Origin of the sequence: Tropicibacter naphthalenivorans (assembly GCF_900176475.1) — a bacterium.
GTDB lineage: Bacteria > Pseudomonadota > Alphaproteobacteria > Rhodobacterales > Rhodobacteraceae > Tropicibacter > Tropicibacter naphthalenivorans.
In genome coordinates this window covers 124,890-144,889 of record NZ_FWXX01000006.1, presented here as the reverse complement: position 1 = coordinate 144,889, position 20,000 = coordinate 124,890, and the positions used below count along the sequence as shown (strand labels likewise).

Below are 20,000 nucleotides of genomic sequence, written 5' to 3'. Positions count from 1 at the left end.
GGGGGTCTATTCGTATCAATGGCTTAGCCGATCGGCAGGCCGTAGTCGATGGTAATCGCGGTGGACACCGCGTCCAGACCAGAGCCCAGCAGCGTGATGCTGTCGCCGCCGCCAAAGTCGAGCACCATATCGGCGCCGGACACCGTCCCGAAGGTCGTTACCAGCAGGCCCGTGTCGATCACGCCGCCGTCCATGATCGACGCCGCAAGCTGGGCGTCCAGCATCAGGGTGTCTTCGCCCACGGTCAGGTCCACGATGGTGTCGCCGCCGTCGCCCACGCCGAACACAAAGGTGTCCGCCTCGGTGCCGCCCTTGAGCCAGTCGTCACCCGCGCCGCCAACCAGCGTATCCGCATCGCCGCCGCCGTAGAGCGTGTCATTGCCGTCTTCACCATACAGCTCGTCGTCGCCCGCCTGACCCGACACGAGGTCGGCGTCATCGCCGCCGAACAGGCTGTCGTTGCCAGTGCCCGACTTGAGCGTGTCAAAGCCCGCGCTGCCCGCCAGCCAGTCTTCGCCCGCGCCGCCGTACAGCTCGTCGTCGTCGCCGCCGCCGTTCAGGACGTCGCTGCCTTCGTCGCCGATCAGCGTGTCATCGCCAGCGTTGCCGGACAGGCTGTCGTCGCCCAGACCGCCATCGACGATGTCGTCATCCTTGCCGCCGCGGATCGAGTCGTTGTCCTCGCTGCCCAGCAGGGTATCGTCGCCGTCCATCCCAGAGATGTAGTCATAGCCCGCGAGACCGTCGATATAGTCGTCGCCCGCCGTGCCGATCAGGATGTCATCGCCGGAGGTCGGGGTGTTGGCATCCACGCCGGGGCCGGGGTTGGTGATGAGGAAGCTGTCCTCGACGCTCAGACCTTCGCCCGCGTCCAGCGTTGCGCCGATGCCCAGATCGGCGGCAGTGCCCACCAGCGTTGCGACCAATTCGCCGTCGACGCTGATCAGCAGGTCGTCGCCCGACACCGCTTGGCCGATCAGCGCAAGGCTGGCCTGGCTGTCGACGTTGAACCCGGCGAGGGCGTCAAAGCCGATCAGGCCCAGCTTGTCCGCGCCGACTTCGAAGTCGGTGATCACGCTGGCGGTGACGATATCGCTGGCCGAGGTGCCATAGGACAGCACAAACAGGTCAGAGCCCGCGCCCCCGGTGAAGATGTTGTTGCCAATCCCTACGAGGAAGTCCGCCTCGGCGGTGCCCATGATGGTGGTGCCATCTGCGTACATCGGCAGCTCTTGGTAATCGAGCAGCACTTCGGTGCTGTAGAGCGTCGCCGGCTTTACGTCGCCCTTGATATAAAAGGCCACGTCAAAGTTGTCGGTCATGTTCAGACCGTTCACAGACACGTCGCCCGCGTTGTTCTGCCAGCCCGCGCTGATTTCCAGCGGCGAGATGTCGGTGGCCCAGTCGAGCAGATTGATCACGGTCTGGGTTTCCGCGCCGACCTCGTATTTCACCTCTGCGCTGGTGACCGGCATCGGATCGCTGGGGTCGGTCGGAATGGTCACGGCGGGCAAATCCTGTCCGTACTTATCCGACTGGAGACGCCAGCGCGGCCCGGTCACGTATTCGGTGCCGTCCTCGTTCAGCACCGGCTCGAACGGCTCGCGGTCCATGGTGGTGTACCACGCGTTGGTAAAGCCAAGGTCCAGATCGCTGGTGGTCGCGCCGTTGCTTTCGATCAGCGTTCCGGTGACCGCATCCGCAAGGAAGGTATCGCGCAGGATCGTGCCCGCCGGGTACAAGGTGCCGTCGCCCGCATAGTAATCATCGGTGGAGGCCCAGACGGTGCGACCCGTCTCGCCATTATAGTTCTCGATCACCTCGTAGGTGGGCAGGGTGCCGATCGCCGATTCGTTCTCGAAGTCTTCGGGGCGAATCTGGTCGTTGGGGTTGTTGGTGATGGTGTGATGCACCGTCAGCTCGGCCGCGGTGACCTGATACAGGCTCTTGAGGCCGCTGGTGGCATCCACCTGGTTCCACTCGGTCGGCAGCGGCAGCTCTGCCTCGATGCGCACGTCGTTGGGGCGCTTGATCGCGTTGCCCCAGCGGTACAGCAGCTTGCCATCGTCCTTCATGGTCACCGAATAATCGGTGCTATAGGCGATGTCATAGGCGATGGTGCTTTCGTTGGGGTTCAGCAAGTCCTTGAGATCAATGACCCCATCGTTGTTCTTGTCGGTGACGACCACCGGCGCACCCTCAAAGGTTGCGGTGCCGTTGATCAGGTCCGACACATGCTGGCCGTTCAGCGCCGGATCAAGGCTCAGCAAAATCAGGTCGTCGTCCAACTGGTAAATCGCATCGGGATCTTCGGGGAAGGCCTGATCCGACAGGATGTTCTGCATCACGCTGTAATGTTCGGTCGACGCCTTGACGGTGTTGCTGCCCAAGCCGGTCAGCCACGTCCCCAAGGTCGCGGGCGTTTTGAAGGTGTCGGTGGCGGCGTCGGAAATCACCAAGCCAGCCTGCGCGCCGTCGATCAACAGATCGCCCGCCCAGCCTTCGGCATAGTCGCCGTCGATGACTTTATCCTCTGCGCCGATGAAATCCTCGACGTAAAAGCCAAATTCGCTGTCGATCGGATAGAGCGTCACGCCCTCTTGGGTGACTTTGGTGCCGTTCGCACCGGTAAAGTCGATAAAGGTCGCGCCGTCGTCGCCCTGGGTTTGGCCATCAAACGTGGCGGTGATGTCGTTGGTGCTGAAAATATGGGTCGCCGAATACATCGGATCGGTGTTCAGCGCTTCGTCCCAATCTTGAACGTTGCTGGGGTCAATAATCGTAGCCATGGTGCGTCCTCGCTCCTGTGCAGAATGCGTTTCCCTGTTCGCTTTGTCGGCAGGAATACTTATTTGTTATGACGCATTCAAAGCATGGAACATGATTCAAATCAATATTCCAATGTTAAGCGCGTGTTAATCTATGCTCGGTTGGTGCGAAGCGTGTCGCGCCATGATGTTATCCAATTGCCCTGTATTGTTGCATATTCAACTGAGGCTTCGCAGGCCACATGCCGATCATGTCGGCGCGAAATGCGGTGCGCCCTGATGGGTCGCGGCGGCGTGGCGGGCTTGGTTTTTCAAGCGCTTATTGACTTTATAGTTGCCTGAATTTTATATCGAGGGTTCTGGGCGACCCCCACCGCTTCGACCACTTGTGAAGCAATTCTCTAAAAATCCCGCACAATTTTCCGCAAGTTTCAAACCGGATCGTTGCGTCTTTTAGGTTTCTTTTAGGAGGTCTGGGCGAGGTTGGCGCTGCACCAGAAACGGTGGCGCAGGTTCGGAACTCGATGACCTGCATTCGTCAGAAAGACGTCAGAGGTGCCGCTCGCGGCAAGCAACCAGCGCAAAAAAGCGCGTAGAAAAAGCAAGGACCAGAATTATGTCTAGCATCCTGACGAACAACGGCGCCATGGTGGCGTTGCAAACGCTCAAAACCATCAACTCCAACCTGTCCGACACCCAAAGCGCCATTTCCACCGGCAAGCGCGTCGCCACCGCCAAGGATAACTCTGCCGTTTGGGCGATTTCCAAGGTGATGGAGGCCGATGTCAAAGGTTTCAAAGGCATCTCGGACAGCCTCAACCTGGGCCAGTCCACCGTGTCCGTGGCGCGTCAGGCGGCGGAAACCACGGCGGACCTGCTGTCGGACATCAAGGGCAAGATCGTCGCCGCCCAAGAGGAAAACGTCGACCGCGACAAGATCCAGGAAGACATCAACGCCCTGCGTGACCAGATCGCGGCGGTTGTGGGCGCGGCGCAGTTCAACGGCCTGAACCTGCTGTCGAACACCGAAACCACCGCCGGGTCCGGCAGCATCAACATCCTGTCCTCGCTGGATCGCTCTGGCACCGGGGTGACCGCCTCTGACATCACGGTCTCCAAAGAAGACCTTGGCACCGGCGCAAGCGACATCGACAACGGCGCGACGGCGGCCACCGCCACTTCGGACACCATCACCGGTACCGCGGGTGGCGCGGCGGCGACCGCTCTGACCGGTGCTGCGACCGCTCCGACGGCCACGGTGATCATCGGCGCATCGGCGGATGAGGAAATCACCGCCGGGACGGGCTATTCCATCGCGATCACCGCCGGTGCGGCGGGTCTGGCTTCGGCCAACACCACGGTCAAGAACGACATCAGCTACGTGGCGCGTGATGGCGACACCGCGGCGGATGTGGTCAAAGGTCTGAACGACGCCTTCAACAAGTGGGTCGACGCCCAGGTCGGTGAAGATGCAGAGCTGACCGCAACCTTCAGCGGCAACACGATCACCATCACCGGCTCGACCACCACCGGCGACAACGCATCGGTTCAGGCGTCGGAATACGCTGCGGCCGATACCGTCATCGGCGGCCGCCTTGCCGCGCTGAACGACATCGACGTGACCACCCAAGCGGGCGCGGACGCTGCGCTGACCGCGGTCGAGGGGCTGCTGCAAACCGCCATCGACTCGGCGGCCAGCTTTGGTTCCGCGCAGGGCCGCATCGAGACCCAGACCGACTTTATCACCGGTCTGACCGATGCGCTGAAATCGGGCATCGGCACCCTCGTGGATGCCGACATGGAAGAGGCCTCGGCCCGTCTCCAGGCGCTTCAGGTTCAGCAGCAGCTGGGCGTGCAGGCGCTGTCCATCGCCAACCAGGCCCCGCAGTCGCTGCTGTCGCTCTTCCAGTAACGCACTCTGGTCCAGGGGCGAGCGCACTCGTCCCTCTGACCTAGTGCCCCACCTTTAACCAACTGGAAGGATCTGAAGTGAACGCCAAAAGCAATAACAAGCGTGCTTTTTCAGAGCCCGATCATGGCAAGCGTCGGATGATCTCATCCCGCGTCTCGCCCAAGGTGCCGGGGGCCGTAGTATGAGTGGTCTCGTTTTGAAACTTGCCCCGCGTGAGCGTGTGCTGATCAACGGGGCTGTCATCGAGAATGGCGATCGTCGGGGGTGCGTCACCATCGTCACCCCAAGCGCAAACGTCCTGCGGTTGCGCGACGCCATTCACCCCGAAGAGGCCAAGACCCCGGTCCGCCGGCTGTGCTATGCGGCGCAGTTGATTCTGACCGGGGACGCCGAGCCCGCCGAGGCGCGCCAGCAGTTGATCCCCCGGATCGAAGAGCTGAGCCACATCCTCGTCGATAGCGACAGTCGGCGGCTCTTGTCTCAGGCCAGCGATGCCTTGCTGAGCGAACAATTCTACCAGTGCCTCAAGGCGCTGCGCGCATTGATCCCTCGGGAAGATCGGCTTTTGTCGACAAAAGCGTGAAACTCGCGCCTCGCCCGCATCACGACGGGCGGGGCGCTTTTATGACGATCAGGCGGGCAGTTCGCTGGCCGTGATCGTGTAGACAAAATCGTCCGGTTCCAGCGAATCCTGCCGCGCGCCGTCGATTTCGGCCTGCGGGTACATCAGGTATTCCACCGCGTCGCCCTCGCTGCCCGGCAGCACCACGTCATGGGCAAAGTTGTAGCCCAGCCAGTTGCCTTCCCAACCGCCGAACAGCCCTTTGCGCACGTCCACGACCTTGGGGTCATCCAGCGACAGATCGGTGGGCGGCTCTTGCAGCATCACCTTGCGCACATCCGCCGGATCAACCGCGACCCAACCAAAGCCTTCGAGGAAAACCTCGGCGCGGCAGTGCTGCGCCTTGGTCACGTTGGCAGAGCCAGCGCCGAGGCTCTTGTAGCCAAAGGCCGACGGGGCCACGCGCAGACCATAGATGTCACGCGCGGGCAGGCCGGCGGCGCGGGCCAGACCCACGTACAGCGCGTTCAGGTCGGCGCATTTGCCGGTCAGATCGCCGGTGTGCAGCATCGAGGCAATGTCGCCCAGACCGCAGCCGCGCGTCTCGGGGTTGCGGGCGGTGTTCTCGACGATCCACTCATAGATACGGCGGGCTTTTTGCAGGTCGGTCTTGGCACCCGTGACGATCTGCTGCGCGGTTTCCAGCACGATCCCGTCGGTGGGCAGCAGCTCGGTCGCCGAGGTGTACAGCGCGCGGTCAGCGTCGGACAGCGCAGGCGTCTCGCCGGGCTGGGACAGATCGACGGCGCGATCTTGCGTGCGCACCGACGTCGTCACCTCAAGCACGGGGGCGTCATGCGCGGCCCACACAGCGTGCACAAACTGCGCGCCGCTGACCGGGTCGGTCTTGAGTGAGACTTCATCGGCGTTGCCGGTCCAGGAAGCCTCGCCCGAGGTCATCCAAGCGGCCTCATTGACCGACGCGACCGGCACCCAGGCCTGCGCCTTGGTCTGGGCGGCGGGCAGCTCCAACCGGGTCACGGTCTGAAACGTGCGCCAGCCGGACGGGGCGGGCTGAAACGCCGCCCTTGCGGCAAAGGGAAACGCGGCAAAGCCGGCGCTGAGCTGTAGGAAAGAACGACGGTCCATGGTGCCCTCACAAACTTAGGTTGCCGCCCCTTAGCCTCTGGCGGAGCGGGTGACAAATCGCTTGGGCGGAATGTGACCCAAGCAAAAGCCCCCACGACCGGGATCGCGGGGGCCTTGATTTTCAATCAACGCAACGGCTTAGCCGATGATCGCGTTCAGCGTCGCCGAGGGGCGCATGACGTCTGCGGTTTTCGCCGCATCGCCGTGGTAGTAGCCACCCAGATCGGCGGGCTTGCCCTGAACGGCGGCCAGTTCCGAGGTGATCGCCGCTTCGCCATCGGCCAGCGCCGTTGCGATGGGGGCAAAATGCGCGGCCAGCTCGGCGTCGTCACTTTGCGCGGCCAACGCTTCGGCCCAGTAGCGGGCAAACCAGTAGTGGCTGTCGCGGTTGTCCGGCTCACCCACCTTGCGGCTGGGCGAACGGTCGTTGTCGAGGATGCCTTGGGTCGCGGCGTCCACGGCGTTGCCCAAAACGCGCGCCTTGGCGTTGTCCTTTTGATCGGCGAGGAACTTGAAGCTTTCCCCCAGCGCGCAGAATTCGCCAAGCGAGTCCCAACGCAGGTGGTTTTCTTCCATCAGCTGCTGCACGTGCTTGGGGGCAGAGCCGCCCGCGCCGGTTTCGAACAGACCGCCGCCGTTCATCAGCTTGACGATGGACAGCATTTTCGCCGAGGTCGCCAGTTCCAGGATCGGGAACAGGTCGGTCAGGTAATCGCGCAGCACGTTGCCGGTGATCGCGATGGTGTTCTCGCCCTTGGTGATGGTCTCCAGCGAGGCAATCGTCGCCTCACGCGGGGCCATGATCTCAAACTTGTCGGCGACGCCCTTAGCCTCGAGGATCGGCTTGACGTATTCGATCAACTGCGCATCGTGGGCGCGGTTTGCGTCCAGCCAGAAGATCGCGCGGTAGCCGGTGGCCTTCTGACGGTCGATGGCGAGGTTCACCCAGTCTTCGATCGGGGCCTTGCGGGCCGAGGCCGAGCGCCAGATGTCGTTCGCCTCAACCTCGTGCTGGTGCAGCACGGTGCCATCTTCGAGGATCATCTTGACGGTGCCCGCTGCGGGCATCTCGAACGTGGTCGGGTGGCTGCCGTATTCCTCGGCCTTTTGCGCCATCAGGCCGATGTTCTGAACGGTGCCGGCGGTGGCCGGGTTCAGCTTGCCATTGGCTTTGAAGAACTCGATCGCGGCGTCGTAAACCGGCGCGTAAGAGTTGTCGGGGATCACGCAGTTGGTGTCCGCTTCGTTGCCATCGGGGCCCCAGCCCTTTCCGCCAGCGCGGATCAGCGCGGGCATCGAGGCGTCGATGATGACGTCGGACGGCACGTGCAGGTTGGTGATGCCCTTGTCAGAGTTCACCATGTACATCGGCGGCCGTGCGGCGGTGATCTCTTCGATGGCGGCCATGATGTCGGCCTCACCTTTGACGCGCTCAAGAAGGTCGCCCAAGCCAGCGTTGGGGTTCACGCCAAGGCTCGCCAGCTTGTCGCCGAACTTGTCGAACACCGGCGCCAGCCAAGCCTTGACCGCGTGGCCAAAGATGATCGGGTCAGAGACCTTCATCATGGTGGCTTTCATGTGCAGCGAGAACAGCGTGCCTTCGGCCTTGGTCTTCTCGATCTCATCGGCAAGGAAGGCGTCCAGCGCCTTGGCCGACATAAAGGTCGCGTCGACGACGGTGCCCGCCGGGTAGGACACGCCGTCCTTGAGCACGGTTTCACCGTCAGCGGTTTCCAGCACGATTTTCGCGGTGGCCGCATCCGCCAGCGTTGCGGATTTCTCGTTCGAGAAGAAGTCGTTGCCATCCATGGACGCGACGCGGGTCTTGCTGTCGGCGGTCCACTCGCCCATGCGGTGCGGGTTGTTCTGGGCAAAGGATTTGACCGCAGCAGCTGCGCGGCGGTCCGAGTTGCCTTCGCGCAGGACCGGGTTCACGGCAGAGCCCTTGATGGTGTCATACTTTGCGCGCACGGCCTTTTCCTCGTCCGTTTCCGGCGCATAGGGGTAATCGGGCAGGGCGTAACCTTGGGATTGCAGTTCCTTGACGGCGGCGACCAGCTGCGGCTCGGAGGCCGAGATGTTCGGCAGCTTGATGACGTTGGCGTCGGGCTGCTTGACCAACTCGCCAAGCGCGGCCAGATCGTCGGACTGGCGCTGCGCTTCGGTCAGGTGCTCGGGGAAGGTCGCGATGATGCGGCCCGCCAGAGAGATGTCCTTGGTGCCCACGGAAACCCCCGCCGCAGCGGCGAATTTCTGAATGATCGGAAGGAACGATGCGGACGCCAGTTCCGGCGCTTCGTCGACCTTGGTGTAGATGATGTCAGCAGTTTTATCAGACATGGAGTTAACCCTTTCCTACGCTTGCCGCTCTCATAGGACAACGCGGGCGGGGCGTCTATAGTATACACTGGTATACATCGCCGCATCGGGTGATTTTTTTGTCGCAAGGGGGCAGATCAGGCGGCCACGGGCAGCCAAACGGTGAATTCTGCGCCCCCTGATGGGTGATTCCGCGCGGTGATGATCCCGCCTGCGCGTTGAATCAACGTCTGGGAAATCGACAGGCCAAGGCCCGTCCCCTCGGCCTGCTTGGTGGTAAAGAACGGGTCGAACACGGAATCCAGCCTGTCGGGCGCGATCCCCGGCCCGCTGTCGCGCACGGTCAGGCAGACGCCGTCGGCCTCATCGCGCGCGCAAGCGCCCAGCGTCAGGGACAAAGCCCCGGTCTGCCCCATGGCCTGCACCGCGTTGACGATCAGGTTGATGACCACCTGCTGCATCTCGCCGGGGTCGATGCGCACGGGCGGGGTGGGGGGCAGGTCCTGGGTGACCGCGATCTGCCGCTTGGAGATTTCGTGTTCCACCAGCACAAGGCAATCGCCCACCACCGGCCCCAGATCCACCGTCCGGTCATAGCTGGCATAGTCGCCGGGGCGCGCGAATTGCAGCAGCTTGCCGACGATCGCGTCGATGCGCGTGACCTGCTGGTCGATCAGGTCCAGCTCGGTCTTTACGGCGGCGGCGCTTTCGGGGGGCAGGCATTCGCGCATCACGTCGACGTTGCCTTGGATCACCGCCACAGGGTTGTTGATCTCATGGGCGACGCCTGCGGTGATCTCGCCAATGCTGGCGAGTTTCTCGGACATGACCAGCTGGCGAAAGGTCTCTTCGAGCTTGGCGTTGGCCTCGCGCAGCTCGGCGGTGCGCTGGTCGACACGCTGGTTCAGCTGATCGGCCCAGGCGCGCAGCCGCTGGTCGCGTTCCTGCACCATGCCCAAGAGGCTGTCGAGGTGGCTGGCGACTTGGCCGATCTCATCGCGCGAGCCGACGTTGCCGATCCGCGCCGACAGGTTGCCTTGGCGCACGCGGTTCATGGTCTGGGTCATCCGTTCGAGCGGGGCGAAAATCCCCTTGGCAAGCCACAGGAACACCGGCGCGGACAGCAGCAAAACCCCGGCAAAGGCGGTGATCATCCACAGGTAGGCGTCGCGCTTGGCGGCGGCAAAGGGCTCTTCGAGAAAGCCGACGTAGAGCATCCCGACGCGGTTGCCAAAGCTGTCGGTGATCGGATGATAGCCCGAGATATACCAGTCGTTCACCACGAAAGCGCGGTCGAGCCACGTCTGCCCGTCGTCCAGCACCGCGCCACGGACAGCGGCGGACACGCGGGTGCCAAGAGCGCGGACGTCCTCGAACAGGCGCACGTTGGTGGACACGCGCACGTCGTCAAGGAACAGCGTCGCGGTGCCCTGACGGTCGCCGCCAGTGACGGCATTGAGGTAAACCAGCGCGTTGATCGTGTCGATGAATTGCAGGTTGCGGTTCAGCAAGATGCCCCCCACCAGCACGCCGTCTTGGCCCGCCAAACGCACGGGGCTGGCGGAATGCACCACCATGCCGCGGTCCTCGACCCGGCGGTCGGTGGGCACGGCGGCTTCTGTTTCGATCAGGGGGATGCGGGCGCGGACGGCCAGCGCGCCGGGCAGGGCGGCCAGATCCTCGGCCTCAAAGATGTCGATCTGTGTGTCCGCCGTGCCCTGCAACGCCGAGGCGATGACGGGCCATTTGCGCGCCATCTGACGCGCCTCAGCCATCGGCAAATAGGTCAGGAAATCCAGCTCGAGCTCGGTGCGTTTGCGGGCGAAATACTGGCGCTGCGCCTCTGGCCCTGCGGTCAAAACACGCGCAAAATCCGCCGCGCCCGCCGCGCCGCGCAGGTCGTCGCCCGTACCGGCCATGATCCGTGCAAGGTACTGCTCGGCGATGCGCAGGTCGGATTCGACATTGGCGATCAGCACTTCGTCATAGTCGGCGGTCCAGCGCGCCATGCCGATCAGCATGAGCAGCGGCATCAGCACGATCAGCGGGATCAACGCCAGAACAAGCAGGCGCAGGCGGACAGAGTTCATGGCGGCCTCAGGGCTAGGGTGGCGGTCAGACTAGCTGTCACGCCCCCCGCGCGCCACCCGCGAAAGCCGGACAGAATGGCCCGCCTGACGCCGCAAAGGGACAATTTGTCGGCCAAGCTGTCCTTTTCGCCGCTTTGCGCGTGTTTTGCAGTGGCGGCGCGCGCTACTGCGGGCCAAGGTCCGCGCAAGTACGAGGGAGGAGGGCCATGGTCGATCTGTGGCAGGGACTGGCGCAGGCCTTTTGGATGGTCGTGACGCTGGACCCAGAGTTGGTCGAGATCGCAGCGCGGTCGTTGCGGGTGACGCTGAGCGCGCTGGTCGTGGCCTCGGCGATTGCCCTGCCCTTGGCGGCTTTCCTCGCGGTGCGCCGGTTTCGGGCGCGCCGTTTGATCATCGCTTTGCTCAATGCCCTCATGGGGTTGCCCCCCGTTGTCGTCGGGTTGATCGTCTATGTTTTGCTGTCGCGCTCGGGGCCTTTGGGGGTGCTGGGGCTGCTGTTTACGCCGACGGCGATGGTGATCGCGCAGGTGATCATCATCGTGCCGCTGATCGCAAGCATCGCCCACCAGTCGATCCGCGATCTTTGGCAGGAATACCACGACCTGCTGATTTCCATGAACGTCACCCAATGGCAAAAGGTCCGCACTCTGCTGTGGGACGCGCGCCGCGCGCTGTTGACGGCGGCCTTGGCGGGCTTTGGCCGGGCAATTGGCGAGGTCGGCGCGATCATGATCGTTGGCGGCAATATCGACCACGCGACGCGGGTGCTGACCACGGCCATCGCTTTGGAAACCGGCAAGGGCGAATTCGCCCTCGCGCTGGCTTTGGGGTTCGTGCTGATCGGCCTTGCGATTGCGGTGAACCTGTCGATCCACTGGCTGTCGCGCACAGAGCAGGAGGGGCGGTGGTGACGCAGCTTTTTCCTCTGATCGTGACGGGCGCAGAGACGCGCCGCCGGGGCAAGACCTTGGTCGGACCAGTGGATTTGCAGCTGGAGGGGCAGGGGATCACCGTAGTGATCGGCCCCAATGGCGCGGGCAAGACAACCCTGCTGCGGATGCTGCACGGGGCGGCGCGGCTGCACGCGGGGTCGATCCGCTGGGCCTGCCCCACCGAAGAGGCGCGCCATGTCCAAGCCTTTGTTTTTCAACGTCCTGTCATGCTGCGCCGGACCGTCGAGGAAAACCTGATCTATCCGTTGCGCATTCGCGGCGTGGCCAAGGCGGACGCCCGCGCGCAGGCCCGCGACTGGGCCGAACGGGTTGGTCTGGACCAGATGCTCGACCGCCCCGCGCCCGCGCTGTCGGGGGGCGAGCAGCAAAAGCTGGCGCTGGCCCGCGCGCTGATCGCCAAGCCCGAACTGATTTTCCTTGATGAGCCCTGCGCCTCGCTGGATGGGCGGGCCACGCGCGAAATCGAAGAGATCCTGCACACCGCCGCCGCCAGCGGCACGCGGCTGATCCTGTCCACGCACGACATGGGCCAGGCCCGCCGTCTGGCGAGCGACGTTCTGTTCCTGTTCAAAGGCCGGGTGCACGAAGCCGCCCCCGCCGAGAGCTTTTTCGATACCCCCCAAACGCCGCAGGCACGGGGCTTTCTCAGAGGAGACATATTGGAATGATGAAGACTTTGCTGCTGGGCGCGGCCCTGCTGTGTGCCGGGGCCGCTCAGGCCGCCGACACCATGAAGATGGCCGTGACCACGTCCTTTCACAACTCTGGCCTGTCGGACGTGCTGCTGCCTGCGATCCAAGAAGACCTTGATCTTGAAGTGCAACTGCTGGTCGTCGGCACCGGGCAGGCGCTGAAGCTGGGCCGCGCGGGCGATGTGGACGCGATCCTCGTGCACTCGCGCGCCGCCGAGGAAAAGTTTCTCGAAGAGGGCTTTGGCACCCACCGGACCGAGATCATGTACAACGATTTCGTCTTTATTGGCCCCGCGTCCGACCCCGCCAAGATTGCCGATGACGCCAGCGCCGCCGAAGCGCTGAAGGACATCGCAGAGGCGCAGGCCGCCTTTGTCAGCCGCGGCGACGACAGCGGCACCCATAAGAAAGAGCTCAGCCTCTGGGCCTCTGCCGAGCAGAACGTCGACGGTTTTGGCGACTGGTACAACGCTGTGGGCGCGGGCATGGGCGCGGCGCTGAACACCGCCTCGGGCATGAACGCCTACATCCTGTCGGACCGCGCAAGCTGGCTGAACTTTGGCAACAAGGGCGATCTGGCGCTGCTGTACTCGGGTGATCCGGTGCTGTTCAACCAGTACGCCTATCTGCCGGTGAACCCCGAGCTGCACGGCCATGTGAAATCCGATCTGGTCGAAAAGCTCGAAGGTTGGCTGGTGTCTGACCGCGCCAAGGAGCTGATCAACGGCTATGAGATCAACGGCGAAAAGCTGTTTGTCTTCAACGCGGAATAAGCGCCTGAAGAGATAGGAAAAGGCCCGCCAGAGCGATCTGAGCGGGCCTTTTTATGCGCTGTGACAGGCGTTTAGTGGCTATGGCCGTGGTCGTGGCCAGGATCGTCGTCCAGACTGCCGTGGATGGCGAATTGGTCCAGCCCCGCTTCGGACGGCTCAATGACGCGGAACGCTTCGCGCACGCCGGCCTCGGTCAATTCCCGCGCCACCATCAGCAGGGTGTTGGGGTCATGATCCTCGCACAGGTCGGCCATGTGGAACAGCTCTTCGCGGGCGACGGGGCGGGCGGCATCAATCGACGGCGCGCCATAGTAGGTCACAAAGTGCTGCGCCAGCAGGGTTTCCAGCTCGGCCAGCTCAGAGGGTTCGATCTGCGTCACGGCGACAAAGGTCACCCGCCCGCCGGTTTCCAGTCCGAACCACCCGTTGGCAAAGGCTTGGCGCTGCTTGCCGGTCAGGTCGCCTTCGCCCCAGTCAGAGAATTCAAAACCGCCGGAAATGCACCATTCCCCGGTGCGCGCCGGGCTGGCAAAGACCATCTGGTCGCTTTCATCGAAATGGATCGCGCGGGCGAGGTTCACGGGCTGTCCTCCAATAGGGTTGTCAGCGGGATCAGGTGGGTGGTGGCGTCATCGCGCAAGAGCATCCCAAAGGCTTCGTCGATCCCGAGGAACGTGCCGGATTGGCCGTTTTGCGTGGTCTCTTCGCCGATGCCATGGGCGAGGCCGCGCCATTCCGCGTGAAGCGGGGCGGGGCCATCCTGTTCCCAGCGGGTGATCCAGTTCAGCGTGTGGCGCGCCCATGCTTCGAGCAGGGCGGGGGGTTCCACGTCCGCGCAGCCTTCGGCATAAAGCGCGGTCTGGTCGGGGGTGGCGCCCATGTCCTCGGACATCGGGTACAGCGGCAGGGTCCAGCCGATCACCAGCCAGTCGGGCACCTTTGCGGGGTCAAGCTCCGAGGCAATGGCCCGGAACCGCCCGCAGGACGCGCCGTTGATGCGAATGCCGCCGTCCCAATCCAGATGCACCGCGACCTCGGGCGGGGCCAGCGCGCCCAGAGCGTTCTGGAAGCCAACGCCGCAGGCGGGCAGCATCGCCATGGCCTGCGCCAGCGGCACCTCGGGGGCAAAGACCAAGGCTGCCTCCAGCGTCGCCGGGTCGGGCCGGTAGGCGATCAGCCCCGCGTCGCAGCCCATGGTCGCCCGCAGACAGGCGTGTTCCAGCGCCGCGCCGCCCTGCGCCTCTTCGCCGTACATCAGCGGCGGAAAGGTCAGGGGCGCGCTCATGCGACGCCCGCCGCGACCAGCTTGGACGCCACGTCGTGGAACGCCTTGGCCTGCGCGCTGTCGGGCTGGCTGACCACAATGGGCGCGCCGCCGTCCGCCGCGAGACGGATCTGCAGGTCCAGCGGGATTTCCGCCAGCAGCGGCACGCCCATCTTGTCGGCCTCTGCGGCAACACCGCCATGGCCAAAGACGTGCTCTTCGTGGCCGCATTGCGAACAGATATGCGTCGACATGTTCTCGATCATGCCGACGATCGGCACCTTGAGCTGGTTGAACATGTCGATCCCCTTGCGCGCGTCCAGAAGCGCCACGTCCTGCGGGGTCGAGACGATCACCGCACCGTCCACTTGCGCCTTTTGCGCGAGGGTCATCTGCACGTCGCCGGTGCCGGGAGGCAAGTCGACGATCAGCACGTCCAAAGCGCCCCACTGCACCTGCATCAGCATCTGTTGCAGCGCGCCCATCAGCATCGGCCCACGCCAGACGACCGCCTGGTCTTCGTTGGTCATCAGGCCGAGCGACATCATGGTCACGCCGTGGTTGCGCATGGGCAGGATGGTCTTGCCGTCGGGGCTGGCGGGGCGGCCAGAGACGCCCAGCATCCGCGGCTGCGACGGCCCGTAGACATCCGCATCCAGCAGGCCCACGCGCCGCCCCTGCGCCGCCAGAGCGCACGCGAGGTTGGCGGAGACGGTGGATTTGCCCACGCCGCCCTTGCCCGAGGCAACGGCGAGGATGTGATCGACGCCCGGCACCTTTTGCGGGCCTTGCGGCTGGGCGGGGCGCGAGGGTTTCAGATCGGGCGGCGCCTTGTCCGAATGGCCCGTCAGCACGATGGCGGTCGAGGCCGCGCCGAGCGCTTTCAGCGCCGCCTCGGCCTGCGCCTTGATCGCCTCATAGGCCTTGGCCTGCGACGGCGCGATCTCCATGACAAAGCGCACCGCGCCCGCCTCATCCACGTTCAGCGCGCGCACCACGCCCGCCGAGACGATGTCGCTGCCCGAAGGATCTTGGATCGCCTTGAGTGCTGTCAGGACGTCTTCTCTGGTGATGGCCACTTATGCGTCCCCTTTGATTTCGCCGGAGACTTCGTGCGTCATGTCCAGCTCTTCGATGGTGATAACCGCCTTGACCGCATAGGTTTTCCCGGCGGTGTCGGCCCCGCGCAGCGCCTCTTCGATGGCCTGCTGAGAGGTCACGCCGACCTGTTTGAGGAACTTGCGCATGGACATGTTGAAATCGTCGCTCATGACGGTCTCCTTTGCAAAAGTTGACGCAGACGCGGGCCCCGGCCTAGGCTGACCGAATGGGAGCGATACGTGCCGCGATTTGGGTTCTGATCTGGGCTGTCTTGCCGCTGGGGGCAAGCGCGCAGGATCGCTTGGTGCGCTTGTACGCGCCCGCGCCTCTGGTGGATAGCGGTTTGATGCGGCATATCCTGCCGCGATTTACGCTGAAACATCAGGTGCGGGTGGAATTGGTGCCTTTGGAGGACGCCGGGCTGGTTTTCGGGCCGGATGGCGTCGCGCTGTTCCAAGGGGCCGGGGCCGTTTGGCACATGGACCAGCGCAGCCCCGACGCCGCGACCCAGCGCTTGGCCGACTGGCTGACGTCGGATGTGGGGCGCAATACGGTGACCAGTTTTGCGCCCGAAGGTGTCGCTCTGTTCACCCTGCCGCAGCCCAAGGCCCGCGCGGTCGCAGAAGTGGCCCTGACCGGCGACGCCGATCTGGGTCTGACGGTGTCGCGCGTAAAATGCACCCGCTGCCACGCGGTCGATGCGCAAACGGCCATGGCGGGGATCGGCTCGACCCCCAGTTTCGCCGTGTTGCGTAGCCTGCCCGACTGGGAAGAGCGGTTCAGCATTTTCTACGCTTTGAACCCGCATCCGGCCTTTACCCTGATCACCGACGTGTCCGAGCCCTTCCCCGAGGACCGCCCGTCGCCCATCGTCCCCATCGAGCTGACGCTGGACGAGGTCGAGGCGGTCCTCGCCTATGTGGCGGGCATGGCCGCCGCCGATCTTGGGGCACCCTTGGCGCATCAATAGACGCATCAGTGATCGCGGCGCTTGGACAGGTAGTCTTCGGTCGTACGCGGACGCGGACGCTCGCCCCCCTGGAACGGGTTGTTCGCGGAATGGAACTGCGCGTTGACCCGGCAATCGTCGCACATCTGGATCATCCGCAGCTTGGCGTCGTCCTGGAACATGGAATGGCCTTGCAGCTTGGCGGTGATCCGCTCGATCGTCGATTTCACCCCGAAGAGCGTACCGCATTCCACGCAGGCAAAGGGCTCTTCCTCGTTGAGCGTTTCCTGACGCAAAGCCGCCTCGGTCAGGTCCAAACGCGGCTCTAGCGAGATCGCCTTTTCGGGGCAGATGTTGGCGCATAGCCCGCATTGCAGGCAGGCGTCCTCTTGGAACCGCAGCTGCGGCATGTCCGGGTTGTCGGCCAGCGCGCCGGACGGGCAGAGCGACACACACGACAGGCACAGCGTGCAGGCGTCCGTGTCCACCAGCACCGCGCCATAGGGCGCGCCCGGCGGCAAGGGCAGCTGGGCCGTGTCCGGGTGCAGCGCGCGGGCCGCTTGGCGGGTGATCTGGCGGCGGGTGCCCATGGGGCGGACGGGGCTGGCGACCGGGGTCGGGGCGTCTTCGGCATAGAGCGCGTCAGACATCGCGTCCGGGTCGGGCGTGTCGATGATCTGGACCTTGGCCTCGCCGCCGATGGCCTGCGCCAAAGCGACCTGCGCGCCCAAGGCATCAAGGTCCGCCTTCGGCCCGGGCAGCAGGCTGACCGAGGCAAAGCCAGCGGCCAGCGCAGCGATCACCTCGGCATGACCAAACGCGCCCAAGGCGCTGATTTCAAAGGGGATTACATCGGCGGGCAAGCCGCGCCCGTGGCGGGCGGACAGGCGGATCATCTCGGCCCCGTGCGCGTCATGCACCAGCAAGCGGGGCGCGGTGCCGCCCGCGTCGAGGAAGGCTTTGGCCAAGGTCTGCACCCGGCGCATGGTCAGATCGACGGCGGGGGCGTCATAGCTGATCGCGCCGGACGGACAGGCCGCCGAGCACGCCCCGCAGCCCGCGCAGATCATCGGATCGACGGTGACATGGTCGCCGTTCGGGGTGATCGCGCCGGTGGGGCACAGGTCCAGACAGCGGGTGCAGCCGGTCTGTTCGGCCCGCGAATGGGCACACAACAGCGCTTCGGTACGCACATACAGCGGCTTTTCAAACGTCCCGACCAGATGCGAGGCCGCCATGACCGCCGCCGCCACGCCGGGCGCGTGGGTGGGATCGGCGCGCAGGTAACCTTCGCGTTTTTCATGCGCCGGGAACAGCGGGCTGTCGCCGCGCAGGTCCAGAATGATGTCGCACTGCGAGACACCGCCGTCGCGCGGAGCGGTCAGGGTCAAAGGCCCGCGCCCAGTGGGGTCAATCTGCTGCAAGGCGTCGATGACCACTTCGAACTGGCCCAAAGCGCCCTTGGCCCGGCGCAAATCCCCCTTGATGACGTCGAAATCGCGGGTGTCTGGCAGGTCGCCAGCGGTCAGCAAAACAGTCACCCCAAGGTGGTTCTTGAGCTGCTCTGCGGCGTCCAGGGCGGGCTGACCGCCAAGGATCAGACACAGCCCCTCGGAGACCACGTCGAGCGACTTGGCCGGGGCGGCCGGCAACAGCGCCTCGGCGATCAGCGCGGACATTTTGGGTAGTTTGGGGGCGGGATCGGCGCTCCACCCGGCGCGGTCGCGCAGGTCCAAGGTGGGGGGCGCATCCACGCCCAACTCTTCTGCCAAAGTCTCGAAAATGCGCGACTCCTGCGTGCAGCAAAAAATTGTGTCAGGGGTGCTCAGCGCCTCTGCGGCGCGGTCCAACTGGGTGGTGCACAAGGCCGAACAGGGGCTTTGCACGCTGCATCCGGTCCTTTGCGCCAAACCCGCTGCGTCGATCTGCTGCGATCCAGAACAATCACATGTTATCAATGTCTTGGTCATGATTTCCCCTCTGCCCAAACGGGTCTGTCTGCCCGCCGATCTGGCCCCTGCCGGGCGCTAACGTAGGCATGATTCGATAAGGCCGACAACCGGTTTTGACCGCGCCGACGCCGCGCAGAACACCGCCGAATCACCCCTGAACGTGCGTGTGATTCGAATTGCTGCGACGCGGCGTTTTTCCGAGCAAAAAAGTAGGATTAGACATTTCGTCCGTCCCGGTGATCTGCGCGCCCAAGCTTGGCCCAAAATGTCCAACAGGCGCACAAGAATGCAGCGGTATACAAATTCGCCCTTTCCCCAAGGGCGCTGGCTGGACCACTCTAAAGCCCCAGGGAGGACTTAGGTTGATCCACAACCCGAACATGTATCGCACGATGCCCGTCGGCATCGTTCTGAGAAAGACACCCGGCGTCACTCGCTGGGCGGCTTGGCATTGGACGGCGGTTGCCGTGCTGCCGGGCGCGCCCGAGGCGGACTGGCGCGAGCTGCGCCGCGAAGGCGAGGCGGTCGAATATCACGCCGCCACCCTGACGCTGGAACTGCATGGCGCCGAAACCGAAGCCTATCTGCACGGCATCACCGCCGAGGTGCCCAGCGTCTTTGTCGTGATGCGCGCGGGCGAAGGCAGCGATCCCTTGGATGTTCTGCTGGTCACCGCTTCGCCCTACGAGGCGCAGGATTACACCGACAGCGGCGAGGAGATCGTGGAAAAGGTACCGATGCCGCACGGGCTGGTGGCTTGGGTCCGCGATTTCATCGAGGATTTCCACGAGGACGAGGTCTTTGTGAAGCGCAAGCGCGACAAAAAGCGCGTCGATCTGGTGCAGGATGGCGTCGGCGATCCGCGCATCGGCAAGGCGGCGGATATCTACGCGTCCCCGGCGCTGAAACGGGGGCGGCTGCAATGAGCTTTTGGGAAAAGCGCAAAGCGGCCGTCGAAGCCGAGGCCCGCGCTGAACAGGCCGCCGTTGCCGCCGCCGAGGCGCAGGCGCAAGAGGCCGCCTTGGCCGAGAAATCGGACGAAGAGCTGCTGGCCGAGGCGGGCCTGCCCGATCCCGATAGTTTGGAAAGCGCCGAGCAGGTGCAGGATTTCCTCAAGGCGGCGCTGCCCCAGCGGCTGAAAACCCGCGCGCTGCGGCGGCTGTGGCGGCTGAACCCGGTGCTGGCGAATGTCGACGGGCTGGTGGATTACGGCGAGGATTTTACCGACAGCGCCACCGTCGTCGAGAACCTTCAGACGATTTACCAAGTGGGCAAGGGCATGTTCGACAAAGCGCTGGAGGCCGAAGCCGAGGCAGAGGCCAAGGCCGCGCGTCTGGCTGAACCCGAGCCAGAGCCGGTCGCCGAGGCCGAGCAGGCCCCAACGCTCGACACAGCCCCCGAGCCCGCGCCCAACACAGCGCCCGCCGCACCGCAATTCGAAACCGCAGACCAAGAGCCGCCCGCGCCCACAGCGCCGCGCCGGATGCGTTTTCATTTCGAGAGTACGCAAGGATGA

General features: G+C 64.4%; 17 protein-coding genes. 8 read left to right on the top strand and 9 right to left on the bottom strand.

Going from position 1 to position 20,000, the window contains the following annotated elements; translation table 11 throughout:
* Positions 1-23: 23 nt before the first annotated feature.
* Positions 24-2,789 (bottom strand): calcium-binding protein, encoded by a 2,766-nt coding sequence (locus tag B9A11_RS13835; protein ID WP_058248630.1) that lies wholly within the window; start codon positions 2,787-2,789, stop codon positions 24-26.
* A 595-nt stretch (positions 2,790-3,384) separates the two neighbouring features.
* Here B9A11_RS13835 and B9A11_RS13830 point away from each other — a divergent pair.
* Together B9A11_RS13830 and flbT are read left to right on the top strand one after the other, a co-directional pair.
* Positions 3,385-4,680, top strand: coding sequence for a flagellin (locus tag B9A11_RS13830; protein WP_058248629.1), 1,296 nt, complete (start codon positions 3,385-3,387; stop codon positions 4,678-4,680).
* A 181-nt stretch (positions 4,681-4,861) separates the two neighbouring features.
* Positions 4,862-5,263 carry a flagellar biosynthesis repressor FlbT gene (flbT, locus tag B9A11_RS13825; RefSeq protein WP_058248628.1) on the top strand — a complete coding sequence of 134 codons (402 nt, stop codon included), beginning with the start codon at positions 4,862-4,864 and terminating at the stop codon, positions 5,261-5,263.
* 48 nt (positions 5,264-5,311) lie between these two features.
* On the opposite strand, the gene B9A11_RS13820 is transcribed toward flbT, so the two are convergent.
* The 3 genes from B9A11_RS13820 to B9A11_RS13810 form a co-directional block, all read right to left on the bottom strand.
* Positions 5,312-6,391, bottom strand: a complete 1,080-nt coding sequence (locus tag B9A11_RS13820; protein ID WP_058248627.1) for a transglutaminase-like domain-containing protein — start codon at positions 6,389-6,391, stop codon at positions 5,312-5,314.
* Positions 6,392-6,529: 138 nt separating this feature from the next.
* Positions 6,530-8,731, bottom strand: a complete 2,202-nt coding sequence (locus tag B9A11_RS13815) for an NADP-dependent isocitrate dehydrogenase (protein ID WP_058248626.1) — start codon at positions 8,729-8,731, stop codon at positions 6,530-6,532.
* A 116-nt stretch (positions 8,732-8,847) separates the two neighbouring features.
* Entirely contained in the window at positions 8,848-10,800 is a 1,953-nt protein-coding gene (locus tag B9A11_RS13810; RefSeq protein WP_058248625.1) for a sensor histidine kinase, read from the bottom strand.
* Positions 10,801-11,006: 206 nt separating this feature from the next.
* On the opposite strand from B9A11_RS13810, the gene B9A11_RS13805 reads away from it, so the two are divergent.
* The 3 genes from B9A11_RS13805 to B9A11_RS13795 are packed head-to-tail and all read left to right on the top strand — an operon-like array spanning position 11,007 to position 13,218.
* The gene (locus B9A11_RS13805; RefSeq protein WP_058248624.1) at positions 11,007-11,711 is read left to right on the top strand and encodes an ABC transporter permease; all 705 of its coding nucleotides are present in this window, start codon (positions 11,007-11,009) and stop codon (positions 11,709-11,711) included.
* Positions 11,708-12,421 carry an ATP-binding cassette domain-containing protein gene (locus B9A11_RS13800; RefSeq protein WP_058248730.1) on the top strand — a complete coding sequence of 238 codons (714 nt, stop codon included), beginning with the start codon at positions 11,708-11,710 and terminating at the stop codon, positions 12,419-12,421. The genes B9A11_RS13805 and B9A11_RS13800 overlap by 4 nt, the downstream gene beginning before the upstream one ends.
* Positions 12,421-13,218: an ABC transporter substrate-binding protein gene (locus tag B9A11_RS13795; protein ID WP_058248729.1), complete on the top strand. Its 798-nt coding sequence runs from the start codon at positions 12,421-12,423 to the stop codon at positions 13,216-13,218. Before B9A11_RS13800 ends, B9A11_RS13795 begins: the two co-directional genes overlap by 1 nt.
* A gap of 71 nt (positions 13,219-13,289) precedes the next feature.
* On the opposite strand, the gene B9A11_RS13790 is transcribed toward B9A11_RS13795, so the two are convergent.
* From B9A11_RS13790 to B9A11_RS13775, 4 genes are read right to left on the bottom strand one after another with little or no spacing between them, the layout of a single operon-like run.
* Positions 13,290-13,799 carry a DUF6505 family protein gene (locus tag B9A11_RS13790; protein ID WP_058248623.1) on the bottom strand — a complete coding sequence of 170 codons (510 nt, stop codon included), beginning with the start codon at positions 13,797-13,799 and terminating at the stop codon, positions 13,290-13,292.
* Positions 13,796-14,503 (bottom strand): biotin/lipoate--protein ligase family protein, encoded by a 708-nt coding sequence (locus B9A11_RS13785; RefSeq protein ID WP_058248622.1) that lies wholly within the window; start codon positions 14,501-14,503, stop codon positions 13,796-13,798. The genes B9A11_RS13790 and B9A11_RS13785 overlap by 4 nt, the downstream gene beginning before the upstream one ends.
* Entirely contained in the window at positions 14,500-15,561 is a 1,062-nt protein-coding gene (locus tag B9A11_RS13780) for an Mrp/NBP35 family ATP-binding protein (protein ID WP_058248621.1), read from the bottom strand. Before B9A11_RS13780 ends, B9A11_RS13785 begins: the two co-directional genes overlap by 4 nt.
* Positions 15,562-15,753 (bottom strand): DUF6494 family protein, encoded by a 192-nt coding sequence (locus tag B9A11_RS13775; protein WP_058248620.1) that lies wholly within the window; start codon positions 15,751-15,753, stop codon positions 15,562-15,564.
* 56 nt (positions 15,754-15,809) lie between these two features.
* Here B9A11_RS13775 and B9A11_RS13770 point away from each other — a divergent pair, with 56 nt between their 5' ends.
* The gene (locus B9A11_RS13770) at positions 15,810-16,553 is read left to right on the top strand and encodes a hypothetical protein (RefSeq protein WP_058248619.1); all 744 of its coding nucleotides are present in this window, start codon (positions 15,810-15,812) and stop codon (positions 16,551-16,553) included.
* 5 nt (positions 16,554-16,558) lie between these two features.
* On the opposite strand, the gene B9A11_RS13765 is transcribed toward B9A11_RS13770, so the two are convergent.
* On the bottom strand, positions 16,559-18,502 hold the full coding sequence (locus B9A11_RS13765) for a 4Fe-4S binding protein (protein WP_058248618.1): 1,944 nt from the start codon (positions 18,500-18,502) through the stop codon (positions 16,559-16,561).
* 374 nt (positions 18,503-18,876) lie between these two features.
* Here B9A11_RS13765 and B9A11_RS13760 point away from each other — a divergent pair, with 374 nt between their 5' ends.
* Complete coding sequence (locus B9A11_RS13760) at positions 18,877-19,410, top strand: DUF3305 domain-containing protein (protein ID WP_058248728.1); 534 nt, start codon at positions 18,877-18,879, stop codon at positions 19,408-19,410.
* Entirely contained in the window at positions 19,407-20,000 is a 594-nt protein-coding gene (locus B9A11_RS13755; protein ID WP_058248617.1) for a DUF3306 domain-containing protein, read from the top strand. Before B9A11_RS13760 ends, B9A11_RS13755 begins: the two co-directional genes overlap by 4 nt.